The sequence below is a fragment of the Pseudomonas mosselii genome (assembly GCF_005796105.1).
Taxonomy (GTDB): Bacteria; Pseudomonadota; Gammaproteobacteria; order Pseudomonadales; family Pseudomonadaceae; genus Aquipseudomonas; species Aquipseudomonas mosselii_C.
In genome coordinates, this window is record NZ_VAUO01000009.1 from 159,389 (window position 1) to 182,268 (window position 22,880).

Sequence of the window (22,880 nt, forward strand, 5' to 3'; positions counted from 1 at the left end):
GGAGCACAAGGAGTTGTAAATGCCCTCGCTCGATAGCCTGAAAACCCTCAAGACCCTCCAGGTGGCAGGCCACACCTACCACTACTTCAGTCTCACCGCTGCCGCCGATGCGCTTGGCGACCTGCAACGCCTGCCCATGTCGCTGAAGGTGCTGCTGGAAAACCTGCTGCGCTGGGAAGATGGTCGCAGCGTCACCGGCGACGACCTGAAAGCCCTGGCCAGTTGGCTCAAGGACCGGCGCTCCGAGCGCGAAATCCAGTACCGCCCGGCGCGGGTGCTGATGCAGGACTTTACCGGTGTACCTGCGGTGGTCGACCTGGCGGCGATGCGCGCGGCCATGGCCAAGGCCGGCGGCGACCCACAGCGGATCAACCCGCTGTCGCCGGTGGACCTGGTGATCGACCACTCCGTGATGGTCGATCACTACGCAAGCCACGCGGCCTTCGCCGAGAACGTCGACCTCGAGATGCAGCGTAACGGCGAGCGCTATGCCTTCCTGCGCTGGGGCCAGAGCGCGTTCGACAATTTTCGCGTGGTGCCACCAGGCACCGGCATCTGCCATCAGGTCAACCTTGAATACCTTGGCCGCACGGTCTGGACCCGCGAGGAAGACGGGCGTACCTACGCCTTCCCCGACACCTTGGTCGGCACCGACTCACACACCACGATGATCAACGGCCTGGGCGTATTGGGCTGGGGCGTGGGCGGCATCGAGGCGGAAGCGGCCATGCTGGGCCAACCGGTGTCGATGCTCATCCCCGAAGTGATCGGCTTCAAGCTGACCGGCAAACTGCGTGAAGGCATCACCGCCACCGACCTGGTGCTGAGCGTGACCCAGATGCTGCGCAACAAAGGCGTGGTGGGCAAGTTCGTCGAATTCTATGGTGACGGGCTGGCTGACCTGCCCTTGGCCGATCGCGCCACCCTCGCCAACATGGCCCCCGAATACGGTGCCACCTGCGGCTTCTTCCCGGTCGACGAGATCACCCTGGACTACCTGCGCCTGTCCGGGCGGCCTACCGAGACCGTGGAACTGGTCGAAGCCTATTGCAAGGCGCAAGGCTTGTGGCGCCTGCCGGGCCAGGAGCCGCTGTTCAGCGACAGCCTGGCGCTGGACATGGGCGAGGTCCAAGCCAGCTTGGCCGGCCCCAAACGTCCTCAGGACCGCGTGGCGCTAAACCAAGTCAGCCAAGCCTTCGAACAGTTCATCGCACTACAGCCCAAGCCACTGGCCAAGGAGGTCGGCCGCCTGGAAAGCGAAGGCGGCGGCGGTGTAGCCGTGGGCAACGCCAACCAAACCGGTGCAATCGACTACACACACGCAGGGCAAACCCATACCCTGCACGACGGCGCCGTGGTGATCGCTGCCATCACCTCATGCACCAATACCTCCAACCCGAGCGTGATGATGGCCGCCGGGCTGCTGGCGAAGAAAGCCGTGGAGCTTGGCCTGCAACGCAAACCGTGGGTCAAGAGTTCCCTGGCTCCTGGCTCGAAGGTGGTGACTGAATACTTCCAGGCCGCCGGCCTCACGCCCTACCTCGACCAACTGGGCTTCGACCTGGTCGGCTATGGCTGTACCACGTGCATCGGTAACTCCGGGCCACTGGACGCGGCCATCGAAACCGCCATTGCCAGCGCTGACTTGAGCGTCGCCTCGGTGCTCTCAGGCAACCGCAACTTCGAAGGTCGAGTGCACCCGCTGGTGAAAACCAACTGGTTGGCCTCGCCGCCCCTGGTGGTGGCCTACGCCTTGGCCGGCACCGTGCGCACGGACCTAAGCCAGGACCCCTTGGGCGTCGGCAAGGATGGCCAGCCGGTGTACCTGCGCGACATCTGGCCCAGCCAACACGAGGTCGCCGAAGCGGTGGCCAAGGTCGATACCGCGATGTTCCACACGCAATACGCCGACGTGTTCGCAGGTGATGCGCAGTGGCAAGCAATCGAAGTGCCACAAGCGGCGACCTATGTGTGGCAGGACGATTCCACCTACATCCAGCATCCACCGTTCTTCGAACACATCGACGGCCCACCACCGGCAATCGGCGATATCCAGGGCGCTCGCATCCTCGCCCTGCTGGGGGACTCGGTGACCACCGACCATATTTCCCCAGCGGGCAATATCAAGGCCGACAGCCCTGCCGGACGTTACCTTCGCGACAAGGGCGTGGCACCGCACGACTTCAACTCCTACGGCTCGCGGCGCGGCAACCATGAAGTGATGATGCGCGGCACCTTCGCCAACATTCGTATCCGCAACGAAATGCTCGGTGGTGAAGAAGGCGGGAACACCTTGCACATCCCCAGCGGCGAGAAGCTGTCTATCTATGACGCGGCCATGCGCTATCAGCAGGAGGGCACGCCACTGGTGGTGATCGCAGGCCAGGAGTACGGCACCGGCTCCAGCCGCGACTGGGCAGCCAAGGGCACCAACCTGCTCGGAATCAAGGCCGTGCTGGCGCAAAGCTTCGAACGCATCCACCGTTCCAACCTGGTGGGCATGGGCGTGCTGCCGTTGCAGTTCAAGGCCGGTGACGACCGCAAGCAGTTGGGCCTGAGCGGACGCGAACGCATCGATATACTAGGGCTGTCCGAAGCGACCTTGCGCCCTGGGGCAAGCTTGCAACTGCGCATTACCCGTGACGATGGTCAACAACAGCAGGTCGAGGTACTGTGCCGGATCGACACCCTCAATGAATTGGAATACTTCAAGTCAGGGGGAATTTTGCACTATGTACTGCGGCAACTAATAGCAGCCTAATACAGCTCCTTCGGTTCGCGTCGCGAACCTGCCCGGATGCCTGGAGTGATGGCGAACACGTCGCATCACTCCAGGCCCCTGCATCAAGGAGTTGTCATGTCCGCGCCCTACTGGATAACCCTGTTCCTGCTCACACTCGGTTATGCCCTCGCGCTGACCTACGGCAGTCTGGGGTTGAGCGCAGCACCCTTGTTATTGACCCTGGTCTGCTCAGCGCTGCTGGTCCAACGCCCCGTGCGCTGGCAGCAGGTGCTGGGGCACGGGCTGTTCATCTTCCTCGCCATCGCCTTGGCCCTGCACTGGCTGCCTGGGTTCAACAACGCCAAAGTCATCGACAACATCGTGTTCAGCGAGGGCGCGCTGCCGTTCTCCATGTCGCTGAACCTGGACAAGTCATTGATCGGCCTATGGGTCATGCTGGCCTGCCCGTGGCTACTGCTGCTGCGCGGCAAGGGCGTGGTGGTGAGCCTGGCAGTGATCCGTCCACTGACGCTGCTCGCCTGCCTGGGCAGCGCGTGGATCCTAGGGGTGGTGGCATGGGCACCGAAATGGCCACAAGATGCCTGGCTGTGGCTGGCGAATAACCTGCTGCTAGTCAGCCTGACCGAAGAGCTGCTGTTTCGCGGCTATATCCAGGGCGGGCTTGAGCGCTTGCTGGGCAATCAGAACCTGGCCCTGGGCCTGGCCGCTCTGCTCTTCGGCCTGGCACACCTGGGCAGCGGTTGGCAGTGGTTCTACCTGGCAACCCTCGCCGGCATCGGCTACGGCATGGCCTATCGGTATGGCGGCTTGCTGACAGCGGTGTGGTGCCACGTGTTCGTCAACGTCGTGCACTTCACCGCCTTCAGCTACCCGATGCTGGCCCCGACGTGAACATTCGGTCATGATCAGACCTAGCTGTCATGATTTCTTAATGAAACTGCGACAAAGACCGTCTGTAAGGGAACAGGGGTAGACGCTCTACGTCAACGGTAAGCGCCTTGCGTTGCGCCACATCAACGTTGTTTAAATATTCATTCAATAAAAAAATGGGCGTGCCGATAACCATCGAAAGCCTTGCGGATTGAAAAGCCAATGCGTAACAACCAGCCGATTACCCAGAGAGAACGGACTTTCCCTGCCCAGCAGCGGTTGATTTCCACCACCAACACCAAAGGCGTGATCACGTACTGCAACGATGCCTTCATCGAGATCAGCGGTTTCTCCCGCGAGGATCTGATGGGCGCGCCGCATAACCTGGTGCGTCACCCTGATGTGCCACCGGCCGTGTTCGCCCACATGTGGCAGACCCTCAAGCAAGGCCTACCGTGGATGGGCATCGTCAAGAACCGCTGCAAGTCGGGTGATCACTATTGGGTCAACGCCTACGTCACGCCGGTGTTCGAAAACAATCAGGTGATCGGTTACGAGTCGGTACGGGTCAAGCCCACTGCCGAACAGATCCGCCGCGCCGAGGCACTTTACCAACGCATAAACCAGGGCAAATCGGCGGTGCCGCGCCGCGACAAGTGGCTACCGGTGCTGCAGGACTGGCTGCCATTCATCCTGATCAGCCAGATTGGCTTCCTGATCGGCAACTGGCTCGGCCACTCCTGGGGCTTCGCGCTCGCTGCGGGCCTGTCGGTGCCGTTGGGCCTGTTGGGCCTGGGCTGGCAGCAGCGGGGTATCAAGCGCCTGTTGCGCCTGGCCGAACAGACCACCTCCGACCCCCTGATCGCACAGATGTACACCGACAGCCGCGGTGTGCAGGCACGCCTGGAAATGGCCATGCTCAGCCAGGACGCACGCATGAAGACCTGCCTGACCCGGCTGCAAGACAGCGCCGAACACCTGAGCGACCAAGCGCGCCAGTCCGATACCCTGGCCCACCAGAGTTCCTCGGGCCTGGAGCGTCAGCGCGTAGAAACCGAGCAGGTCGCCGCCGCAGTCAACCAGATGGCCGCCACCACCCAGGAAGTGGCCAATCATGTGCAGCGCACCGCAGATGCCACCCAGGAAGCCAACCGCCTGACCAGCCAGGGCCGCAACATCGCCGGGGAGACCCGTGATGCCATCGAGCGGCTGTCGGCCGCCGTGGGCGAGACTGGTCTGACCGTCACCCAGTTGGCCAAGGACAGCGACGAGATCGGCGGTGTAGTGGACGTGATCAAGGGTATCGCCGACCAGACCAACTTGCTGGCACTCAACGCCGCCATCGAAGCCGCGCGTGCTGGCGAGATGGGCCGAGGCTTCGCCGTGGTTGCCGATGAAGTGCGCCAGCTGGCCCAGCGTACCGCCGAGTCCACCGGGCAGATCCACAACCTGATCGCCAAACTGCAGCAAACCGCCAACAATGCGGTGCAGACCATGGAAACCGGTCATCGCCAAGCCCAGGAGGGCGTAGAACGGGTGATGCAGGCCGATCAGGCGCTGGTAGGCATCAGCGAAGCGGTGGCCAATATAACCGACATGGCCACCCAGATTGCCGCTGCCACCGAAGAGCAGACCGCCGTGGCCGACGAGATCAGCCGCAATATCGCCACCATCGCCGACCTGGCTGACCAAACCGCCGGCCAGGCCCAGCGTTCGGCCTTGCTCAGCGAAGAGCTGACCAGCACTGCCAGCACCCAGTACTCGCTGGTGGAGCGCTTCAACCGCTGAATCTGTCGCGGGGCACGTCAGCGAACCGACGTGCCCCGCAATGGGTTTACCACTCCAGCTTCAGCCGGCTCTCGAAGTCGCGCTGCTGACCCGTTAACGGATCACTAAAACGCAGGCCCTGGGCCAGCAGCTTCAGTGGCCGCGCATAATCGTCCTGAGTGTCGAGCAACTGCGGATAGAACGGATCGTTACAGATTCCCGCCCCCAATGCTGCCATGTGCACCCGCAACTGATGAGTCTTGCCCGTGACCGGCGACAGGCCATAGCGCCACAGATCAGCGTTTTTCTCCAGCACGCAGGCGTGGGTCTCGCTGTTGGCGACCCCCTCGACCTCGTGCATGCGGAAGAACGGTTCGCCGTGTACCAGGCGGCTGCGATGCACCCGTGGAAAGGTGTGCTGCGGTAGCGCAGCGGCAATGGCCTGGTAGTGCTTGTCGATTCGCCGTTCCGGGAACAGGCGTTGGTAAGCGCTACGGGTTTCGGGGTTGGCCGAGAACAGCACCAACCCGGCAGTGTGCCGGTCGATGCGATGCAGAGGCACCAGATGCGGGTTGTCCAAGCGGCGAATCAACCGGCGCAGCAGTGTCTGCTCGACGTACTCGCCGGTGGGCGTGACCGGTAGGAAATGCGGCTTGTCGGCCACCACGAGATGTTCGTCCACGTACAGGATATCCTCCTGTACCGGGATTGGCTTTTCGTTGAGCACCTCGCGAAAGTAATGCAGGCGCATGCCAGGGCGGTACACGAGGTCGGCGGCAACCGCCTGCCCTTGGGCGTCGAGCACGCGGCCACGGGCAAATCGGTCAAGCCACTGCTCGCGACTGATCGCCTTGAAGTGATCGCTCAGGCAGTCAAGCACAGTGACCCACTGGCCGGGCGGCAGGCATACGGTGCTGGCTTGCTGGCGGGCGGGGTCGAAAGGCGTGGTCATCGGCAGGCTCGGTTGATCGCAGGGCGGGCATTATCCCCTCCTCAACCGACCTCGCCAACCGGTTCGCAGCGCGCCTTGAGCCAACGCAACACCTGCACCGCCTCCCAGCGAGAAGGGTCGAACAGCGCATAGCTCAAGCCCTGATAGCCGACCACATCCAACGGCCGGTGAAAGCCCGCACGCTGGAACAACGCCTCGATCTCGGCGAAGCAGGTGTTGAAATGCACCTTGCCAAACGGGGTATGCGCGTCGGTGACGATGCCGTCGAGGCGCAGTTCCAGCACGGCGTCGCACACCCGCTCCGGGGCCATGTGATTGATGCTGTACTTGAGTTGCTCGACATTGAGCATGGCTGTCACCTCGATACTGTATTTATATACAGCATACGAAGCGAAGCGGACCTGCGTCAATGCACAGGTCAGCGCAGGAAGGCCACGATCTGTTGCGAATCGAACGGCCAGGCCAGCTCCGCGCCGCTATCGCAGCGGCGCAGCACCGGGATACTGAGAGCATAGCGCTCGTACTGCAGCGGATCGTCGGCAATGTCGACCAGCTCGACCAGCAGGCCATGCTCGACGAACGGCATCAGCACAGCCTCGGCCACTTCGCACAAATGACACCCCAGGGTGCCGAACAACTGGCATTCAGGAAGCATGGGCAAACCCAGAAAGTCGCAAGAACGGAGACTTATTCTAGGTCCACCCTGCTGATCACGCACTGTCGGACATCAATCCTGACTGGTGGCGCCAATGCGATGCAACGACAGGTCGGCGCCTTGGAACTCCTGCTCGTGGCTCAGACGCAGACCGAGCACAGCCCGCACTAGACCGTACACGGCAAAGCCGCCGACCAGCGCCACCGCAACGCCGCCCAGACTGCCAAGCAACTGACTGGCCAGGCTGACACCGCCCAAGCCACCCAAGGCGGCCTGGCCGAACACACCGCATGCGATACCGCCCCATACACCGCACAACCCATGCAGCGGCCACACGCCCAGCACATCATCGATTTTCCAGCGGTTCTGCGAGGCGGTGAAGCACCAGACGAACAGCCCACCGGCAACCAGCCCGGTGACCAGCGCACCAATCGGGTGCATCAGATCCGAGCCTGCGCAGATCGCCACCAACCCAGCCAGCGGGCCGTTGTGCAGGAAGCCTGGGTCGTTGCGCCCAGCCACCAGGGCCGACAAGGTCCCGCCGACCATCGCCATCAGCGAATTGATCGCCACCAGGCCACTCACCCCTTGCAGCGTCTGCGCACTCATGACATTGAAGCCGAACCAGCCGATGATCAGGATCCACGAACCCAACGCCAGGAACGGGATGCTCGAAGGCGCGAAGGCCACTAGCCGGCCATCACGGTAACGACCACGCCGCGCACCGAGCAGCAGCACAGCCGCCAACGCCAACCAGCCGCCCATGGCATGCACCACCACCGACCCTGCGAAGTCGTGGAAAGGGGCACCGAAGCGCGCCGCTAGCCAAGCCTGCACACCAAAGTTGCCGTTCCATACCACGCCTTCGAAAAACGGATAGATGAACGCCACGATCAGGGCAGTGGCGCACAACTGTGGGGCGAAGCGCGCGCGCTCGGCAATCCCGCCGGAAATGATCGCCGGGATCGCAGCGGCGAAGGTCAGCAGGAAGAAGCATTTGACCAACCCGTAGCCGTGGTCGGCGGCCAGTGTCGCCGCTGGCTGCAAGAAGCTCACGCCATACGCAATCCAGTAGCCGATGAAAAAGTACACCAGGGCCGAGATCGCGAAATCGCTCAGAATCTTCGACAAGGCATTGACCTGATTCTTGTGGCGCACGGTGCCCACTTCCAGAAACGCGAAGCCGGCGTGCATGGCCAGGACCAGAATGGCCCCCATGAGAATGAACAGGGTATTAGAGCCGTGGAGCAGAGAGTCCATCGCGCTGTGCATGTTTTCCATGTAGTGGCAGACCTGAAAAAGGCACCATGACAGTTCAAGTACCGGCATCCTTGCACCGAATCGGTGCCAGACCCCTGCCCTCTTTCAGCGAGGTGCGAGCAGCCTGTGTGGTTTTTTCTTGGGTTTGTCGTGGATTGGGTTAAGGTTTATCGGTATTTGCGCAAGCCGTGCACAGGTTCGGCGCAGTCACGGCACTGACGCACCGGGAGTAAGCAAAGGCTGTACCAGCACATCATGCTGAACCTTCGCAGCCGCGCAATACTCGAAATAGCCACACACATCCACAGGGAGAGGCCCATGGCCAGCAAATCCGCAAAGACTGCACAAGACATACTGATGGCTGACTTCCAGGCGCTGGTGCGCGACACCGAGAAGCTGCTCGCCGACACTGCCAACCTTGCCGGCGACCAAGCCGATGAACTACGCGAGCAGATCCACGAGCGCCTGGCACAAGCCCGCGAAAGTCTGCAACTGACCCAGGAATCGGTACGCCAGCGCGGCCAGGCTGCCGTCGGTAGCGCAGAACAGTACGTACAGGAGAACCCATGGCAAGCGGTCGGTATCGCCGCAGGCGTAGGCCTGCTGATCGGCCTACTGGCCAAACGCTAAGGAGCGCTCATGGACAACGACGCCATTGGCACCGGCGCCTCCGGCAGGCGTCTGGGCGCAGCCGTGTTGGGCCTGTTGCACAGCCATATCGAGCTGTTCGGCATCGAGTTGCAGGAACAAAAGGCCCGTACCCTCAGCCTGTTGCTGTTCGCAGGCTTGGCGCTGGTCTTCGCTCTGTTGCTGCTGACCGCCCTGTCGGGGCTGGTGCTGGTGCTGCTGTGGGATAGCTACCGCCTGGCCGGCATCATCGGCCTGTGCGTGTTCTACAGCTTGGCTGCGCTGTTCTGCGCACTGCGCCTCAAAGCCGCGGTGTTCGATGAATCCTCGCCATTTGGCGCCACGCTCGAAGAGCTGGCCAAGGACCGGGAGCGATTGTTGCCATGAACCTGCCAGAACTTCCCGACACGCGTAATCCGCGCGAGTTGCGTAAGGCTTTACTGCGTCTGCGCATGGAGATGCACCGCCAACAGATCCGTCACGAATCCGGGCAGATGCTCGAGCCGATCCGCCGCCTGCGTGGCAGGGGCAGTGCGTTTGGCGAAGGTCTAGGCATCAAGCACGGCTCGCTGTGGGGGCTGGGCGCCGTAGTGGCGATGGGCTTTTTCACTGGCAAGGGCGTGCGCAGCGGCAATCTGGCACGGCTGGTCCGTCTGGGCACCACGCTGGTGCCGCTGATTCGCTTGTTCATGGGCCCCAATCGGCGTCCCTGAATCCCGTGTGGCGCGCCCTTGCCACGGCGCGCCACACGGGAGAAGCTATGCCCTCTCATTGACCGGAGATCACGCCTTGGAATGGCAGACCCTGCTGACGCGCGAACGCTTGGGCAAGGCCCTCTACAGCCCCGAGGAGCTGGGTCGCAGCCCGTTTCACAAGGACCACGACCGCATCATCTTCTCAGGTGCCTTCCGGCGTCTGGGACGCAAGACTCAGGTGCACCCGGTTACCAGTAACGACCATATCCACACCCGCCTGACTCACTCGCTCGAGGTCAGTTGCGTGGGCCGGTCGCTGGGCATGCGTGTAGGCGAAACCCTGCGCGAAGCGCTGCCAGATTGGTGTGAGCCGAGTGACCTGGGAATGATCGTGCAGTCCGCGTGCCTGGCCCACGACATCGGCAACCCGCCCTTCGGCCACTCTGGCGAGGATGCCATCCGTCACTGGTTCCAGCAGGCTGCCGGACGCGGTTGGCTGGACGACATGAGTGACGACCAACGCGCCGACTTCCTCAATTTCGAAGGCAACGCCCAAGGTTTCCGCGTGCTGACCCAACTGGAGTACCACCAGTTCGACGGTGGCACCCGACTGACCTACGCGACTCTGGGTGCCTACCTCAAGTACCCCTGGACAGCGCGCCACGCCGACGCTCTGGGCTACAAGAAGCACAAGTTCGGCTGCTACCAGAGCGAACTGGGCCTGCTTGAGCAAATCGCCAGCAAGCTGGGCCTGCCACAGCTAGAGCACCAGCGCTGGGCACGCCATCCGCTGGTCTACCTGATGGAGGCCGCTGACGATATCTGCTATGCCCTGATCGACCTCGAAGACGGCCTGGAAATGGACTTGCTGCAGTACGCCGAAGTCGAGGCACTGCTGCTGGACCTGGTAGGCGACGACTTGCCGGAAACCTACCGGCAGCTCGGCCCACGCGACTCGCGCCGACGCAAGCTGGCGATCCTGCGCGGCAAGGCCATCGAACACCTGACCAACGCCGCTGCGCTGGCCTTCGTCGAACAACAGCAGGCGCTGTTGGCTGGGCGCCTGGCAGGCGACCTGGTCGAGCACATGCACGGCCCGGCGCAACGCTGCGTGCTCCAGGCCAAGGACATGGCACGCAAGAAAATCTTTCAGGACAAGCGCAAGACGCTGCACGAAATCGGCGCCTACACCACGCTGGAAATTCTCCTCAACACCTTCTGCGGCGCCGCACTCGAGCAGCATGGCGGGCGCACGCCGTCGTTCAAGAGCCGCCGAGTGCTGGACCTGATTGGCAACAATGCCCCTGATCCACACGGTTCGCTGCATGCCGCATTCCTGCGGATGATCGATTTCATCGCGGGTATGACAGACAGCTATGCCAGCGAAATGGCCTGCGAGATGACCGGCCGCTCAACCCCGACCTGAAATCTGCGGACGATGACCGCCTCAAGCTCAAGGTCGGTCATCGCTTCAAAAGTAAGAAACTTCTTACTTTCAAATTTAATATTGAACACCCACACAATAAAAAAAGTAAAACCTGACCAAAGTGCCAACATCAGCACAAAACATTTCACAACTTGTAGCATCTCATCGGGCTCGACGTAGGACATTTCCTATATAGTAGTTTTCGACCAAACTTCGCTGCCCCACCGACATCCAACTGAGTTAATGTTTCCACTCTTTCGCCAAGCCGACTGGAATCTTGAACATGCACTCAGTATTTATTGTCGACGACCATCCCGTCATCCGACTGGCTATCCGCATGTTGCTGGAAAACCAGAATTACCGGATCGTCGGCGAGTCAGACAATGGCGTCGATGCCATGCAGATGATTCGCGAAGCCCGCCCGGACCTGGTCATACTCGACATCAGCCTGCCCAAACTGGACGGGCTCGAAATGCTCTCGCGCTTCCAATCCATGACCTTTCCCTTCAAGGTGCTGGTGCTCACCGCACAATCGCCAGCGCTGTTCGCCATCCGCTGCATGCACTCCGGCGCGGCCGGTTATGTATGTAAACAAGAGGATCTCGGTGAACTGCTGAGCGCGATAAAAGCAGTCCTGTCTGGTTACAACTATTTCCCCAGCCTGGCACTCAAGCCCACTCAAACGGCACAAAGCGACGAACTCGCACTGTTCCGTCACGTCAATGACCGTGAACTGATGGTGTTGCAACTGTTTGCCCAAGGGCGTAGCAACAAGGAAATCGCCAAAGGCATGTTCCTAAGCAACAAGACCGTCAGCACCTATAAGAAACGCCTGATGCACAAGTTACGCGCGAGCACACTCGTGGAACTGATCGACGTCGCCAAACGCAACGCGCTGGTCTGAGGGCATCATGCAAAGGCCATTGGCAACCTCTCTGTTGTGCCTGTGGTTATGGCTGGGCGCGTGCACGCCATCTAGCGACGCAGCCATCGACGACGGCAAAACATTCACGCTACTGAGCCGCTTGACCCGCACCTCGCAGCAGCCCACCCTCTCCCTGGAACAACGTCAATGGCTGGCGACGCGTCAGGAACTGGTACTGGGCACCTCGGCCCCGGACTACCCGCCATTCGACATCACCACCGGTGGACGTGAATATCAGGGCCTGACTGCCGACTACGCCGGCCTGATCGCCAGTGCGCTGGGCCTGCCGGTGCGGGTGCAGCGCTTCCCAAGCCGCCCAGCGGCGGTCGCCGCGTTGAAAAGCGGGCGGATCGACCTGCTCGGCAGTGCCAACGGCTACGAATCCGCCCGCCAGGGGCTGGTGCTTTCTCACCCCTATGCCGTCGACCAGCCGGTGTTGGTAACCCGCGAGGACGAAACCCGTGCCCTGAACACCGGCCTGGACGGCATGCGCCTGAGCATGCTCTACCACTACCTGCCATCGCAGGAGATCCGCGCAAGCTACCCCGGCGCGCAGCTGATCACCTTCGAATCCTCGACCCAGGCCTTGAATGCCGTGGCCTTCGAACAAGCCGACGTGTTCATCGGCGATACCATCTCCACCCATTACCTGATCAGCCAGGGGCACCTGCCGCGCCTGCGCATGGCCAGCTTCGGCAAACATGAAATGGTCGGCTTCAGCTTCGCGCTGCGCGACGACAACCCGATGCTTCTGAGCTTGATCAACCTTGCCCTGGAAGCCCAGGGTAAGGTTAGCCGCAGTGACATCTTCAAGCGCTGGAGCGCCAGCAGCGGCAGCCTGCTGACCGACCTCAAGCTCCAGCTGTCACCGCTCGAGGAACGCTGGCTTCGCGAGCACCCGAAGATGCGTGTGGTGGTCAACGATACCGCCGCCCCCCTGACCTACTTCGACAGTAACGGACGCCTGCGGGGCATCGTGGCCGATCTGCTCGAAGTCATTCGCTTGCGCACGGGCCTGCATTTCGACATTCAGCGCGCCAGCGGCGAAAGCGACATGATCAATCAGCTCCTGACCGAGCGCGCAGACATCATCGCCACGCTCCCGACCGACACCCACCGCAACCTTGCACTGCGCGTCAGCAGACCCTACCTCGAAAGCGCCTACGTACTGGTCAGCCGTGAAGGCACCGATCAACCCACCAACCTCAAGCAACTGATCGACAAACATGTCGCGGTGCCACGCGACAGCGACGTGGCAGCGTTGCTCAACCGCCAGCATCCGCACATTCACCAGGTCGCCACCGACAGCACGTTCTACTCCATGGCTCTGCTGGGCAGCGGCGCGGTGGACGCCGCAGTCGCGACCCTCATCGATGCCAATCACATGCTGGCCAGCAACGATCGACTGGTGATCCGCACCACCGTCGGCACCGAACCCGCGACATTCTCGATGGCTACCCGGCCACAGGCCGGGGAGCTGGCATCGATTCTGGACAAGGCCCTGCTCAGTGTTTCCCCTGAAGAACTGGGGATCATCAACAGCCGCTGGCGCAACCATGACGTGCACAACGATACCTACTGGCGCAACTCGCGCAGGCTGATCCTGCAAGTGGTCACGATCATCGCTGCGCTGCTGGTCGTGGCACTGGTCTGGAATGCCCGCCTGCGGCGCCAGATCAAGCAGCGCCAACTGGCCGAGCGAGCACTGAGCGATCAGCTGGAGTTCATGGGCGCCCTGCTCAACGGCACGCCGCATCCAATGTACGTGAGAGACCGCGAAGGCCGCCTGAAGAGCTGCAACGACAGCTACCTCGAGGCCGTTGGCACCAGCCTTGAGCAGATCCTCGGCAAGCGTCTGCAAGACACCCTGTTCAGCCAGTGCACGTACGTCCATCAGATCCAGGATGACTATCGACGGGTAATGGAAGAGGGGCGACCGATGATCCTCGACCGCCCGCTGCGACTCAAGGACCAGGAACTGACTATCTACCACTGGATCTTGCCCTATCGCGACTCGCTGGGGGAAATGCAGGGCATCATCGGCGGCTGGATCGACATCAGCGAACGCCGCGCACTGGTCCAGGACCTGCGCCTGGCCAAGCAACAGGCCGATGACGCCAACCGTGCCAAGAGCACGTTCCTGGCCACCATCAGCCACGAGATCCGCACGCCGATGAACGCCCTTATCGGCATGCTCGAACTGGCACTCAAACGTGCCGAGCATGGCCAACCTGACCGGCCAGCGCTACAAGTGGCTCACCACTCGGCCAAGGACCTGCTGGCCTTGATTGGCGACATCCTCGACATCGCCCGCATCGAGTCCGGGCAGCTGTCCCTGGCACCCGAGCCGGTCGACCTAGCCAACTTGATCGAATCAGTAGGCCGGGTATTCGATGGCCTGGCACGGCAGAAGGGCGTGACACTGAAGGTGGTGGTCGCCCACGAAGTCCGTTGCCACGCGATGCTCGATCCACTGCGTTTCAAGCAGGTACTGTCCAACCTGGTGAGCAATGCGATCAAGTTCACCGAACAAGGCCAGGTCCGAATCAGCGCCAGGCTCGACAACGGTGGAGAACCGGGCAAGCCCATCCTCGACCTCGAAGTCCGCGACAGCGGCATCGGCATCCACGAGCACGACCTGCAACGTCTGTTCACCCCGTTCGTACAGGCAAACCCCTCCAGCGACGGCGCGCGGGCCGGCAGCGGGCTGGGCTTGGTGATCAGCCGCAACCTGTGCACCATGATGGGCGGCGAGATGACCCTGCAAAGCCTGCAGGGCGTTGGCACGCGGGTCAGGCTGACGATGCCTTTGCAGTGCGTCGAGCCGCCCGCCCCGCCATCGACCGACGACGCAGGCATCGATCGCCCTGACATCTGCCTGAATATCCTGGTAATCGACGACCACCCCGCCAATCTTCAACTGATGACACGCCAACTGAGCTATCTGGGGCTGTGCCAGGATAGCGCCCGTGATGGCAACGAGGGCTTGTGCAAGTGGCGTGCAGGCAACTATGACGTGCTGATCGTCGACTGCAATATGCCGCACCTGGACGGCTACGAGCTGGCACGCAGGGTACGCCGGGAGGAACGCCTCGATGGCAAGACGCCTTGTGTGATCCTCGGCTACACCGCCAACGCCCAGCCCGAGGTCCGCCAACAGTGCCTGGACGCCGGCATGGACGATTGCCTGCTCAAGCCCATCGGCTTGCAGGCACTAGGTCGACGCCTGGCAGCCCTGACCCACGGTCTGCATCCCACCCGTTGCGGCACGGGTGAACGCGCGCCGTGCTGCGACCTCGACGGCCTGTGCGCCATCAGCGGCGGCGATCCCGATGACCGCGAACGGCTGCTCGACACGCTGCGCCAGAGCCTGCGTGAAGACCTGCAGATCCTGATGGCGATCGACCTGCAACGCACCCCCGAGGCAGGTGCCGCCCAGGCGCACAAGATCCTCAGCGCCGCACGTATGCTGGAGGCGGCGTCATTGATCGAGGCGTGTGAAGCGCTACAAGCACCGGGGCTGACCGTGGCCGAGGCTAAAATGCGTCGCCAGGTACTGGCGCGGCACATGCGCCGCGTAGAGAACACCCTGGCCAGGCTGAACGACAGCCCGACCGAGGGGGAGTGAAGCGGCATACAGCCAGGTATGCCGCCACCGGTATCAGGAAGCCGGGTTGATCGGCTTTTCCGGGTACCAGGCATCCAGCAGTGGGCTGACTTCGATGTTGGTCAGCTCGCTGCGGCCTTTGAGCCACGCTTCGACAGTGGCGCGCTGCTCTTCGCTGACCGAGCCACGCTTGGCCAGGCAGACCAGGCCAAAGTCGTCACCGCCGACGTAGTCCAGGCCATTGGCATCCATGGCTTCAGCCAGGAAGGCGTCGAGGAAGGCATCGATGGCTTCATCGGACAGGTCTTCCTTGAAGCCCAGGTTCAGTTCGAAACCCAACTCCTGGAATTCATCCACGCACAGCTTCTTGCGCAGACGACGGGAACGGTTGGTAGCCATGGAACAATCCTCTCAAGTAATTACGGCCGGCACTTTACCAGTTTATTGGCGCTAAAGGCGCATTTGCATCGAACAAGGTCCCAGTCGCCTGCGCTTGGGGCATAATGCGTACCTTATTTCCGTCTGGGGCCACCATTTCTTACAGCCCCTTTGTCTTTCCCCTCGCCAGCAGGGTATTCGTATCCATGATCAAGACGCTTCGTCCACTGCTGCTCGCCAGCCTGTTCCTACCCTTCTCGCTGACCAGCCAAGCCGCCGCCGTCAACACCAGCCTGCCGCCAAAGGTGCAACAGGCCCTGGCCAAGAACAAACTGCAAGACTCAGCCCTGTCCCTGGTGATGCTGCCGCTCGACGGTCCTGGCAATGCCACGGTGTTCAACGCCGATGTGTCGGTGAACCCGGCCTCGACCATGAAGCTGGTCACCACGTATGCCGCCTTGGAGCTACTGGGCCCGACCTTCCAGTGGAAGACCGAGTTCTATACCGACGGCACCCTGAGCAACGGCGTGCTCAACGGCAACCTATATCTCAAAGGCGGCGGCGACCCCAAGCTGAACATGGAAAAACTCTGGCTGCTGATGCGTGACCTGCGCGCCAACGGCGTGCGCACGGTGACCGGCGACCTGGTGCTGGACCGCAGCCATTTCGTGCAGCCCAACCTGCCGCAGTTCAATGACGACGGGGGCGACGAAAACAAGCCATTTTTGGTCAAGCCCGACTCGCTGCTGGTCAATCTCAAGGCCCTGCGCTTCGTGGCGCGCAACGATGGCGGCAAGGTGTTGGTGTCGGTGGAACCGCCGATCGCCAACATCCGCATCGACAACCAAGTCAAGGCCACCCCCGGCAAACAGTGCAGCGGGGATGTGCGCTACAACCCGGTCCCACAGGCCGACGGCGTCAGCGTGACGGTCAGCGGTCAGCTCGGCGAGGGCTGCAACTCGCAGACCTATCTGTCGCTGCTGGACCACTCCACCTACGCCGCCGGCGCGGTGCGCGCCATCTGGAGCGAGCTGGGCGGCAGCATCCAGGGTCGTGACCGCATCGAAGACGTGCCCAAGTCGGCGCGCCTGCTGGCCCGGGCCTTCTCGCCCGACCTGGTGGAAGTGATTCGCGATATCAACAAATACAGCAATAACACCATGGCCCAGCAACTGTTCCTGAGCATCGGCGCACAGTTCCGTAGCGACGCAGACGGCGACGATGCGCGTGCAGCCCAACGTGTCGTGCGCCAGTGGCTGGCCAAGAAAGGCATTACCGCACCGCATCTGGTGATGGAGAACGGCTCGGGTCTGTCGCGCGCCGAACGGGTCAGCACCCGGGAAATGGCCGCTCTGCTGCAGGCTGCATGGAAGAGCCCCTACGCCGCCGAGTTCATCAGCTCGATGCCGTTGGTGGGGATGGACGGCACCATGCGCAAGCGCTTGAAACGCACCGCCATGAGCGGCGAAGGGCATATCAAGACTGGCACGCTCAACACGGTACGGGCGATCGCAGGCTTTAGCCGTGACAGCAATGGCCACACCTGGGCCGTCGCGGCCATCCTCAACGATCCAAAACCCTGGGGGGCCTCGCAGGTGTTGGACCAAGTGCTGCTGGAGCTGTATCGCCAGCCGAAGCTGACTAGCGGCACGGCAAACATCGCGCCTTGAGCCCTACCACATGCCTGGCTAGCCGTTAGTCAGGCAGCGTCTGTTCTGGCGCCGTCGCGGGTGTATTCGCTCGCGATGGCGATCCAGTCAGTCGCGTGAACGAATACACAACTTCCTCGAAATACGCAGTGACACCCCGCACCTCAAGGCAATTCTCCTTCGACCCGATCCCGCCCAGCCTGCTTGGCCGCGTAGACCCCGGCATCGGCGCGTAACAGCAAGGCATCCGCCCCCTCGCCTTCTCGCCAGCCCGCTACCCCGAAGCTCGCCGTTATTCGCCCAACGCCCTCCACCGGCACACCACGCACACCTTGCCACAGCTCCAGGGCCAGTTGCTTGGCCTGCTCGGCATCGCTGCCCGGACATAGCACCATGAACTCTTCTCCCCCGAGGCGACAAAACACATCGGTACGTCGCAACCGGTGGCTAATGCGCTGGCACAAGCTACGCAGAACCACATCACCCACCGCATGCCCGAACTGGTCATTGATCCGCTTGAAGTGATCGATATCCAGCATGATCACCGCCAGATCCAGACGCTCGCGGCGTGCGCGATCCAACTCGATACGCAGCCGGTCCTGAAAATAACGCCGGTTGTAGATCCCCGTCAGCACATCGGTGATGGCCAAGGCACGCAACTCCTCCTCCACCCGCTTGAGGTCGGAAATATCCGTCAGGTAGCCATGCCAAATCGTACAGCCGTGCTCGCCAATTTCCGGTGTCGCCTCTCCACGAACCCAGCGCAGGCCGGCTCGGGGCAAACGCACCCGATACTCCTCGCGCCACGGGGTCAGGTGCTCGGCCGAGTAACGCACCGAAAGCCGAACCCGCTCCAGATCATCAGGATGGATCCGCTCGAACGCAGCGCAGGCATCCTCACGCAGCACGTGCAGATCGATCTCGTAGATATCCAGCAGGCCCTCGCTGGCATAGGGGAAGCACGAATGGCCATCGGCATCCAAGCGATACTGGTAGATCCCGCCCGGCACTTCGGCACTGAGTTTTTTCAACAACCGGTCGCGGGCTGCCAGCGCCTCGTGCACCCGGCGCTGCTCGGTGACGTCGATGCAGATCGCCAGGTAACCGACCCACAAGCCCTGTTCGTCCAGCACAGCGGTCACCAGCATGTTGGCCAGTAAGTGGCTGCCGTCCTTGCGCACCAAGGTCCACTCGCCCGACTGTACCCCTCCCTCCTGCAAGGTCTCGGCGAACATCGCCTGACCGGCATCGATGTCGCGCCCATGACGCAGGCTCAGGGCATGCGCACGTCGATGCAGCTCTTCGGGCTGGACGAGATCTTCCAGGGTCAGGCGCCCCAGCGCCTCATCGGCCGCATAGCCGAGCATGCGCTCAGCGCCGGCATTGAACGTCCCGATCACCCCCTTGAGCGTGGTGGCGATGATCGCCACCTGAGTCGCGGCGTCGAGCACGTTACGCAACTGGTTATGCGTCTCGCGCAGCGATTGCTCGCTCACCCGCAGCTCGGCCGTGCGCCGCGCTACGAGTTCGAGGGCGCGCTGACGCTGGCTGAACAAGCTGTACAGCAGCACCGCCAGCAGCACACTCAGCAATCCGCCCAACAGGCTCACCACAGGTACCGCCGAGGAACGATTGGCCAGCAGGAAGTCCTGGCTGGGGCGGATGTCCAGTTGGAAGTGGTGATCGGCCAGGCGTAGCAGTTGGCTGCTGACCAGCGCCATCGGTGCTGGTGCGTTGCCTGAATCGAATAGCACTTCATGGGCATTGTCGGTGGACAGGTCGTAGATACGCACCACCAAGTCATCGTCGGCCTCGGTCGGCAGGCTCTCGGCGATCAGTTGGTGCACGCTGAGCAAAGCCATCACATAACCGCTGGGCGCGTCGCCTGCAGAGTGCGCGCCAGTGAACACCGGTGCGACGATCAACAAGCCAAGGGGGTAGCCGGACTGGACATGCACGCTGAGCATGTCCATCGGCGCCGACACCGCCATGCTGTCAGGGCGAGTGGCACGTGCCAGGGTGGCTGCACGCAGCGGCTGACCCAGCAGGTCCAAACCATAAGGTTGGTCCTGCCGGTTGACCGCCTGGGTGTAGAGGATCGGGTAATACACCTCACGCGGCGGCGCGACCTGCCAGCCGTCTTCGGCGCTACGATCACGAATCGCGTAAGGCTGCCCTAGACGCTCGCGCGCCTGGCGCTCGAAGACCTGACGCTGCTTGCCCTCCACCCGCGGCGCCCAGGAGAACGCCTGGGTACGGCGCAGCAACGGACGGGTGTAGCCGGCGAACTCGCTGGGCGTGATTTCGGTGGAATAACTGACGAAACGGCGCAGCCCGTCCAGGCGCTGCTCCTGCTCCTCGAAACGTTCGGCAATACGGCTGTAGCGCTCGCTGGCCAACAGCTCGAAGCGCTGGCGCAACTGCTGGGTATAGAACGACTGGGTGGCGAGTGCCAGCGCGCCGGTGAGCAAACCACCGGCGACCAGCGCGGCCATCGCCACGCCCCAGGCCGACAACTCGTCACCGAGCGGGCCAATCCACTTTGCAGGTACCTTCCACATAGAGGGCTCTCAGCAACTTCAGCTTCAGCGTCCTGCGAATGGTTCAGCCCTGCCCTACTTATAGCCAATGGCCAGCAGCGACGCCAGCCCCTTGTGACTCACCGTAGGCGTAATTGCCAGGCGCGGTGAATGCGATTGTTACGCACGAAGTCCGGGTCCAGCGTCTGGGCGCTGATTTCCTCCACCGCATAGCGCGTCGCCAAGTGCTCATCGAGCTGGAACTTGCGGAAGTTGTTGGAGAAGTACAGCACGCCGCCAGGTGCCAGACGGGCCATGGCCAGGTCGAGCAACTCGACATGATCACGCTGCACATCGAACACCCCTTCCATACGCTTGGAATTGGAGAACGTCGGCGGGTCGATGAAGATCAGGTCGTAGCTGTCGGTCGCGTTCTGCAACCAGGCCATGACATCGCCCTGCTCCAGGCGGTTGCGCTCGGAGAAACCGTTAAGCGAGAGGTTGCGCCGCGCCCAGTCCAGGTAGGTCTTGGACAGGTCGACACTGGTGGTGCTGCGCGCACCGCCCTTGGCCGCATGCACGGAGGCGGTGGCGGTGTAGCAGAACAGGTTGAGAAAACGCTTGCCGGCGGCCTCGCGCTGGATGCGCATGCGCATCGGGCGGTGGTCGAGGAACAGACCGGTATCCAGGTAGTCGGTCAGGTTGACCAGCAGCTTGACGCCGCCTTCGCTAACCTCCTGGAAACGCCCCTCGGTGGCCTGGCGTTCGTACTGGCGAGTGCCGCTCTGGCGCTCGCGGCGTTTGAGCACCACGCGTTGCTGGTCGATGCCCAGCGCCTGCGGGATCGCCGCCAGGGCGTCGAGCAGGCGAGCCTGGGCCTTGTCCGGGTCGACCGAGCGGGGCGCGGCGTATTCCTGCACGTGCACCCAGTCGTGGTACAGGTCCACTGCCAGGGCGTACTCGGGCATGTCGGCGTCGTACACCCGGTAGCAGTCCACCTGCTCGCGGCGGGCCCACTTGCCCAACTGCTTGAAGTTCTTTTGCAGGCGGTTGGCGAACATCTGCGCACCTTCGGACAGCCGCGCCGGCTCACTGGCCAGCGGCGCCTGGCGTGGCGCCTCGCCGTCTTGCGGCTGGGCCGCACGCCGCTCGCCCGTGACGAACTGATCAGGCTGCACCTTGAACAGCAGCAGCTTGCACGGCAACGCGCCGTTCCAGAACGCGTACTGTTTATGGCTGCGGATACCCATGCGCTTGCCCAACTCCGGCGCGCCAGTGAACACCGCGGCTTCCCAGCCCATGCAGGCCTGACGCAAGCGCTCGCCGAGGTTCTGATAGAGGTACAGCAGGCTGGCCTCATCACCCAGACGCTCGCCGTAGGGCGGGTTGCTGATGACCAGGCCTTTCTGGTTCTGGTCTGGGCGCGGCTCGAAGCTGGCCACCTCACCCTGATAGATCTTCACCCAATCGCCCAACCCGGCACGCTCGACGTTGTTGCGCCCCGGCTGGATCAGCCGTGGGTCGGCCTCGTAGCCGCGAATCCACAGCGGCGGCTTGGCCAGTCCGGCCTGGGCACGGGCCTGCGCCTCGTCGTGCAGCTTGCGCCAGAGGGCCGGCACATGCCCGAGCCAGGCGCTGAAGCCCCAGCGCTCGCGCTTGAGGTTGGGCGCGATGTCGGCGGCGATCATCGCCGCCTCGACCAGGAAAGTACCCACGCCACACATCGGGTCGGCCAGGGCGCCACCCTCAGCCGCGATGCGGGGCCATCCGGCGCGGATCAGCACGGCGGCAGCCAGGTTCTCCTTAAGCGGCGCGGCACCCTGCTGCAGGCGATAGCCGCGCTGATGCAGGCTGTGGCCAGACAGGTCCAGCGAGAGGATCGCCTCGCCTCGGTCCAGGCGCAGATGCACCCGGACATCCGGATCGAGCTTGTCTACGGACGGGCGCAAGCCCTCGCGGTTGCGCAGCTTGTCGACGATCGCATCCTTGACTTTCAAGGCACCGAAATGGGTGTTGTCGATGCCCGAGCCATGCCCGCTGAATTCCACCGCCAGGGTCCCGTCGGCTGCCAGGTGATCGGTCCAGTCGAACCCGTGGACACCGTCGTACAGGTCGTCAGCGTTCTTCATCGAGAAGCGCTTGAGCACCAGCAATACCCGGTTCGCCAGGCGCGACCACAGGCACAGGCGGTAGGCGGTTTCCATGTCGGCATCGCCGCGAATGGCCGAGGTGTGTTCACGCACCTCGCTCAGCCCCAACTGACGGGCCTCATCGGCAAGCAGGCCTTCAAGGCCTTTGGGGCAGGTGAGATAAAGTTCGAAACGGTCCGACATGTGTCATCCAGAGCCATGGGCTAGGTAGATGGCAGGCCGACGCATCGGCTGCCGCTGTTTGCCTGCGCGGCCTTTCGACAGACCCGCAGGTGGCCTGCGAAGCACTCGCCAGGCCAGGCCACCGGACAGTGGCAACCTGTCGCGCGGTGGCGCGCAGGCTTTGATCATCCGGCAGTACGAAAATTTCCTCGACGCAGCGCCAGGATATGACCCTTCGTCGTATTACTGATTATTACCGCCAGCGACTGACGGCGCTGGCAAAATGACGTCAACTTCGCCAGAAGCCCAATCTTAGCTGGGTTAGCCGCGAACGCGGTTCAGTCGCATTCGTTTACTTATCCCCGTAGCCACGAAAACGTTACGTCCTTATGACAAATCGATCATTCCCACTGTGACGCTCATTCGTTAGAACTGGTCTCAGGCCGTTCCGCAAAGGGGCGGCACTTTCAGCCCGCCACGCCGGCAGCGGGCGCA

17 protein-coding genes are annotated in these 22,880 nt (G+C 62.6%); 10 read left to right on the forward strand and 7 right to left on the reverse strand.

What is annotated here, in order from left to right; genetic code table 11:
• Nucleotides 1-19 precede the first annotated feature (19 nt).
• The 3 genes from acnA to FEM01_RS18555 all read left to right on the forward strand — a co-directional run bounded on the left by acnA (nucleotide 20) and on the right by FEM01_RS18555 (nucleotide 5,401).
• Nucleotides 20-2,761: an aconitate hydratase AcnA gene (gene acnA / locus FEM01_RS18545; protein WP_138220929.1), complete on the forward strand. Its 2,742-nt coding sequence runs from the start codon at nucleotides 20-22 to the stop codon at nucleotides 2,759-2,761.
• Between the two features lie 96 nt (nucleotides 2,762-2,857).
• On the forward strand, nucleotides 2,858-3,634 hold the full coding sequence (locus tag FEM01_RS18550) for a CPBP family glutamic-type intramembrane protease (protein ID WP_138220930.1): 777 nt from the start codon (nucleotides 2,858-2,860) through the stop codon (nucleotides 3,632-3,634).
• A 201-nt stretch (nucleotides 3,635-3,835) separates the two neighbouring features.
• On the forward strand, nucleotides 3,836-5,401 hold the full coding sequence (locus tag FEM01_RS18555; RefSeq protein WP_138220931.1) for a methyl-accepting chemotaxis protein: 1,566 nt from the start codon (nucleotides 3,836-3,838) through the stop codon (nucleotides 5,399-5,401).
• A 46-nt stretch (nucleotides 5,402-5,447) separates the two neighbouring features.
• Here FEM01_RS18555 and FEM01_RS18560 read toward each other — a convergent pair whose 3' ends face one another.
• The 4 genes from FEM01_RS18560 to FEM01_RS18575 all read right to left on the reverse strand — a co-directional run bounded on the left by FEM01_RS18560 (nucleotide 5,448) and on the right by FEM01_RS18575 (nucleotide 8,268).
• Nucleotides 5,448-6,332, reverse strand: a complete 885-nt coding sequence (locus FEM01_RS18560; RefSeq protein ID WP_138220932.1) for a pseudouridine synthase — start codon at nucleotides 6,330-6,332, stop codon at nucleotides 5,448-5,450.
• Between the two features lie 41 nt (nucleotides 6,333-6,373).
• Nucleotides 6,374-6,682 (reverse strand): transcriptional regulator, encoded by a 309-nt coding sequence (locus FEM01_RS18565; RefSeq protein WP_138220933.1) that lies wholly within the window; start codon nucleotides 6,680-6,682, stop codon nucleotides 6,374-6,376.
• 68 nt (nucleotides 6,683-6,750) lie between these two features.
• Nucleotides 6,751-6,987: a glutaredoxin family protein gene (locus FEM01_RS18570; protein ID WP_138220934.1), complete on the reverse strand. Its 237-nt coding sequence runs from the start codon at nucleotides 6,985-6,987 to the stop codon at nucleotides 6,751-6,753.
• A 72-nt stretch (nucleotides 6,988-7,059) separates the two neighbouring features.
• Nucleotides 7,060-8,268: an ammonium transporter gene (locus FEM01_RS18575; protein WP_138220935.1), complete on the reverse strand. Its 1,209-nt coding sequence runs from the start codon at nucleotides 8,266-8,268 to the stop codon at nucleotides 7,060-7,062.
• Nucleotides 8,269-8,565: 297 nt separating this feature from the next.
• On the opposite strand from FEM01_RS18575, the gene FEM01_RS18580 reads away from it, so the two are divergent.
• The 6 genes from FEM01_RS18580 (at nucleotide 8,566) to FEM01_RS18605 (ending at nucleotide 15,548) form a co-directional block, all read left to right on the forward strand.
• On the forward strand, nucleotides 8,566-8,877 hold the full coding sequence (locus tag FEM01_RS18580) for a DUF883 family protein (protein ID WP_138220936.1): 312 nt from the start codon (nucleotides 8,566-8,568) through the stop codon (nucleotides 8,875-8,877).
• Between the two features lie 9 nt (nucleotides 8,878-8,886).
• Nucleotides 8,887-9,261, forward strand: coding sequence for a phage holin family protein (locus FEM01_RS18585; RefSeq protein ID WP_138220937.1), 375 nt, complete (start codon nucleotides 8,887-8,889; stop codon nucleotides 9,259-9,261).
• The gene (locus FEM01_RS18590; protein WP_138220938.1) at nucleotides 9,258-9,587 is read left to right on the forward strand and encodes a hypothetical protein; all 330 of its coding nucleotides are present in this window, start codon (nucleotides 9,258-9,260) and stop codon (nucleotides 9,585-9,587) included. The genes FEM01_RS18585 and FEM01_RS18590 overlap by 4 nt, the downstream gene beginning before the upstream one ends.
• A gap of 76 nt (nucleotides 9,588-9,663) precedes the next feature.
• Nucleotides 9,664-10,995, forward strand: coding sequence for a deoxyguanosinetriphosphate triphosphohydrolase (locus tag FEM01_RS18595; protein ID WP_138220939.1), 1,332 nt, complete (start codon nucleotides 9,664-9,666; stop codon nucleotides 10,993-10,995).
• A 283-nt stretch (nucleotides 10,996-11,278) separates the two neighbouring features.
• Nucleotides 11,279-11,899 carry a response regulator transcription factor gene (locus FEM01_RS18600; RefSeq protein WP_138220940.1) on the forward strand — a complete coding sequence of 207 codons (621 nt, stop codon included), beginning with the start codon at nucleotides 11,279-11,281 and terminating at the stop codon, nucleotides 11,897-11,899.
• Nucleotides 11,900-11,906: 7 nt separating this feature from the next.
• On the forward strand, nucleotides 11,907-15,548 hold the full coding sequence (locus tag FEM01_RS18605) for a transporter substrate-binding domain-containing protein (protein ID WP_138220941.1): 3,642 nt from the start codon (nucleotides 11,907-11,909) through the stop codon (nucleotides 15,546-15,548).
• Nucleotides 15,549-15,581: 33 nt separating this feature from the next.
• Here FEM01_RS18605 and FEM01_RS18610 read toward each other — a convergent pair whose 3' ends face one another.
• On the reverse strand, nucleotides 15,582-15,926 hold the full coding sequence (locus tag FEM01_RS18610; protein WP_138220942.1) for a YggL family protein: 345 nt from the start codon (nucleotides 15,924-15,926) through the stop codon (nucleotides 15,582-15,584).
• A gap of 185 nt (nucleotides 15,927-16,111) precedes the next feature.
• Between FEM01_RS18610 and dacB the strand changes: the two genes are divergently transcribed.
• On the forward strand, nucleotides 16,112-17,575 hold the full coding sequence (dacB, locus tag FEM01_RS18615; RefSeq protein WP_138220943.1) for a D-alanyl-D-alanine carboxypeptidase/D-alanyl-D-alanine endopeptidase: 1,464 nt from the start codon (nucleotides 16,112-16,114) through the stop codon (nucleotides 17,573-17,575).
• A 143-nt stretch (nucleotides 17,576-17,718) separates the two neighbouring features.
• Here dacB and FEM01_RS18620 read toward each other — a convergent pair whose 3' ends face one another.
• A complete protein-coding gene (locus FEM01_RS18620; protein ID WP_138220944.1) occupies nucleotides 17,719-20,115 on the reverse strand; it encodes a sensor domain-containing diguanylate cyclase in 2,397 nt (798 codons plus the stop codon).
• Nucleotides 20,116-20,213: 98 nt separating this feature from the next.
• Complete coding sequence (gene rlmKL / locus FEM01_RS18625) at nucleotides 20,214-22,406, reverse strand: bifunctional 23S rRNA (guanine(2069)-N(7))-methyltransferase RlmK/23S rRNA (guanine(2445)-N(2))-methyltransferase RlmL (protein ID WP_138220945.1); 2,193 nt, start codon at nucleotides 22,404-22,406, stop codon at nucleotides 20,214-20,216.
• Nucleotides 22,407-22,880: the final 474 nt, after the last annotated feature.

Excerpts from the sequence above, each read along its gene's own strand:
- dacB (WP_138220943.1), top strand. The coding sequence starts at position 16,112 with ATGATCAAGACGCTTCGTCCACTGCTGCTCGCCAGCCTGTTCCTACCC.
- FEM01_RS18600 (WP_138220940.1), top strand. The coding sequence starts at position 11,279 with ATGCACTCAGTATTTATTGTCGACGACCATCCCGTCATCCGACTGGCT.
- FEM01_RS18575 (WP_138220935.1), bottom strand. The coding sequence starts at position 8,268 with ATGGAAAACATGCACAGCGCGATGGACTCTCTGCTCCACGGCTCTAAT.
- FEM01_RS18555 (WP_138220931.1), top strand. The coding sequence starts at position 3,836 with ATGCGTAACAACCAGCCGATTACCCAGAGAGAACGGACTTTCCCTGCC.
- acnA (WP_138220929.1), top strand. The coding sequence starts at position 20 with ATGCCCTCGCTCGATAGCCTGAAAACCCTCAAGACCCTCCAGGTGGCA.
- FEM01_RS18550 (WP_138220930.1), top strand. The coding sequence starts at position 2,858 with ATGTCCGCGCCCTACTGGATAACCCTGTTCCTGCTCACACTCGGTTAT.
- rlmKL (WP_138220945.1), bottom strand. The coding sequence starts at position 22,406 with ATGTCGGACCGTTTCGAACTTTATCTCACCTGCCCCAAAGGCCTTGAA.
- FEM01_RS18590 (WP_138220938.1), top strand. The coding sequence starts at position 9,258 with ATGAACCTGCCAGAACTTCCCGACACGCGTAATCCGCGCGAGTTGCGT.
- FEM01_RS18565 (WP_138220933.1), bottom strand. The coding sequence starts at position 6,682 with ATGCTCAATGTCGAGCAACTCAAGTACAGCATCAATCACATGGCCCCG.
- FEM01_RS18620 (WP_138220944.1), bottom strand. The coding sequence starts at position 20,115 with ATGTGGAAGGTACCTGCAAAGTGGATTGGCCCGCTCGGTGACGAGTTG.
- FEM01_RS18560 (WP_138220932.1), bottom strand. The coding sequence starts at position 6,332 with ATGACCACGCCTTTCGACCCCGCCCGCCAGCAAGCCAGCACCGTATGC.
- FEM01_RS18610 (WP_138220942.1), bottom strand. The coding sequence starts at position 15,926 with ATGGCTACCAACCGTTCCCGTCGTCTGCGCAAGAAGCTGTGCGTGGAT.
- FEM01_RS18605 (WP_138220941.1), top strand. The coding sequence starts at position 11,907 with ATGCAAAGGCCATTGGCAACCTCTCTGTTGTGCCTGTGGTTATGGCTG.
- FEM01_RS18585 (WP_138220937.1), top strand. The coding sequence starts at position 8,887 with ATGGACAACGACGCCATTGGCACCGGCGCCTCCGGCAGGCGTCTGGGC.
- FEM01_RS18570 (WP_138220934.1), bottom strand. The coding sequence starts at position 6,987 with ATGCTTCCTGAATGCCAGTTGTTCGGCACCCTGGGGTGTCATTTGTGC.
- FEM01_RS18580 (WP_138220936.1), top strand. The coding sequence starts at position 8,566 with ATGGCCAGCAAATCCGCAAAGACTGCACAAGACATACTGATGGCTGAC.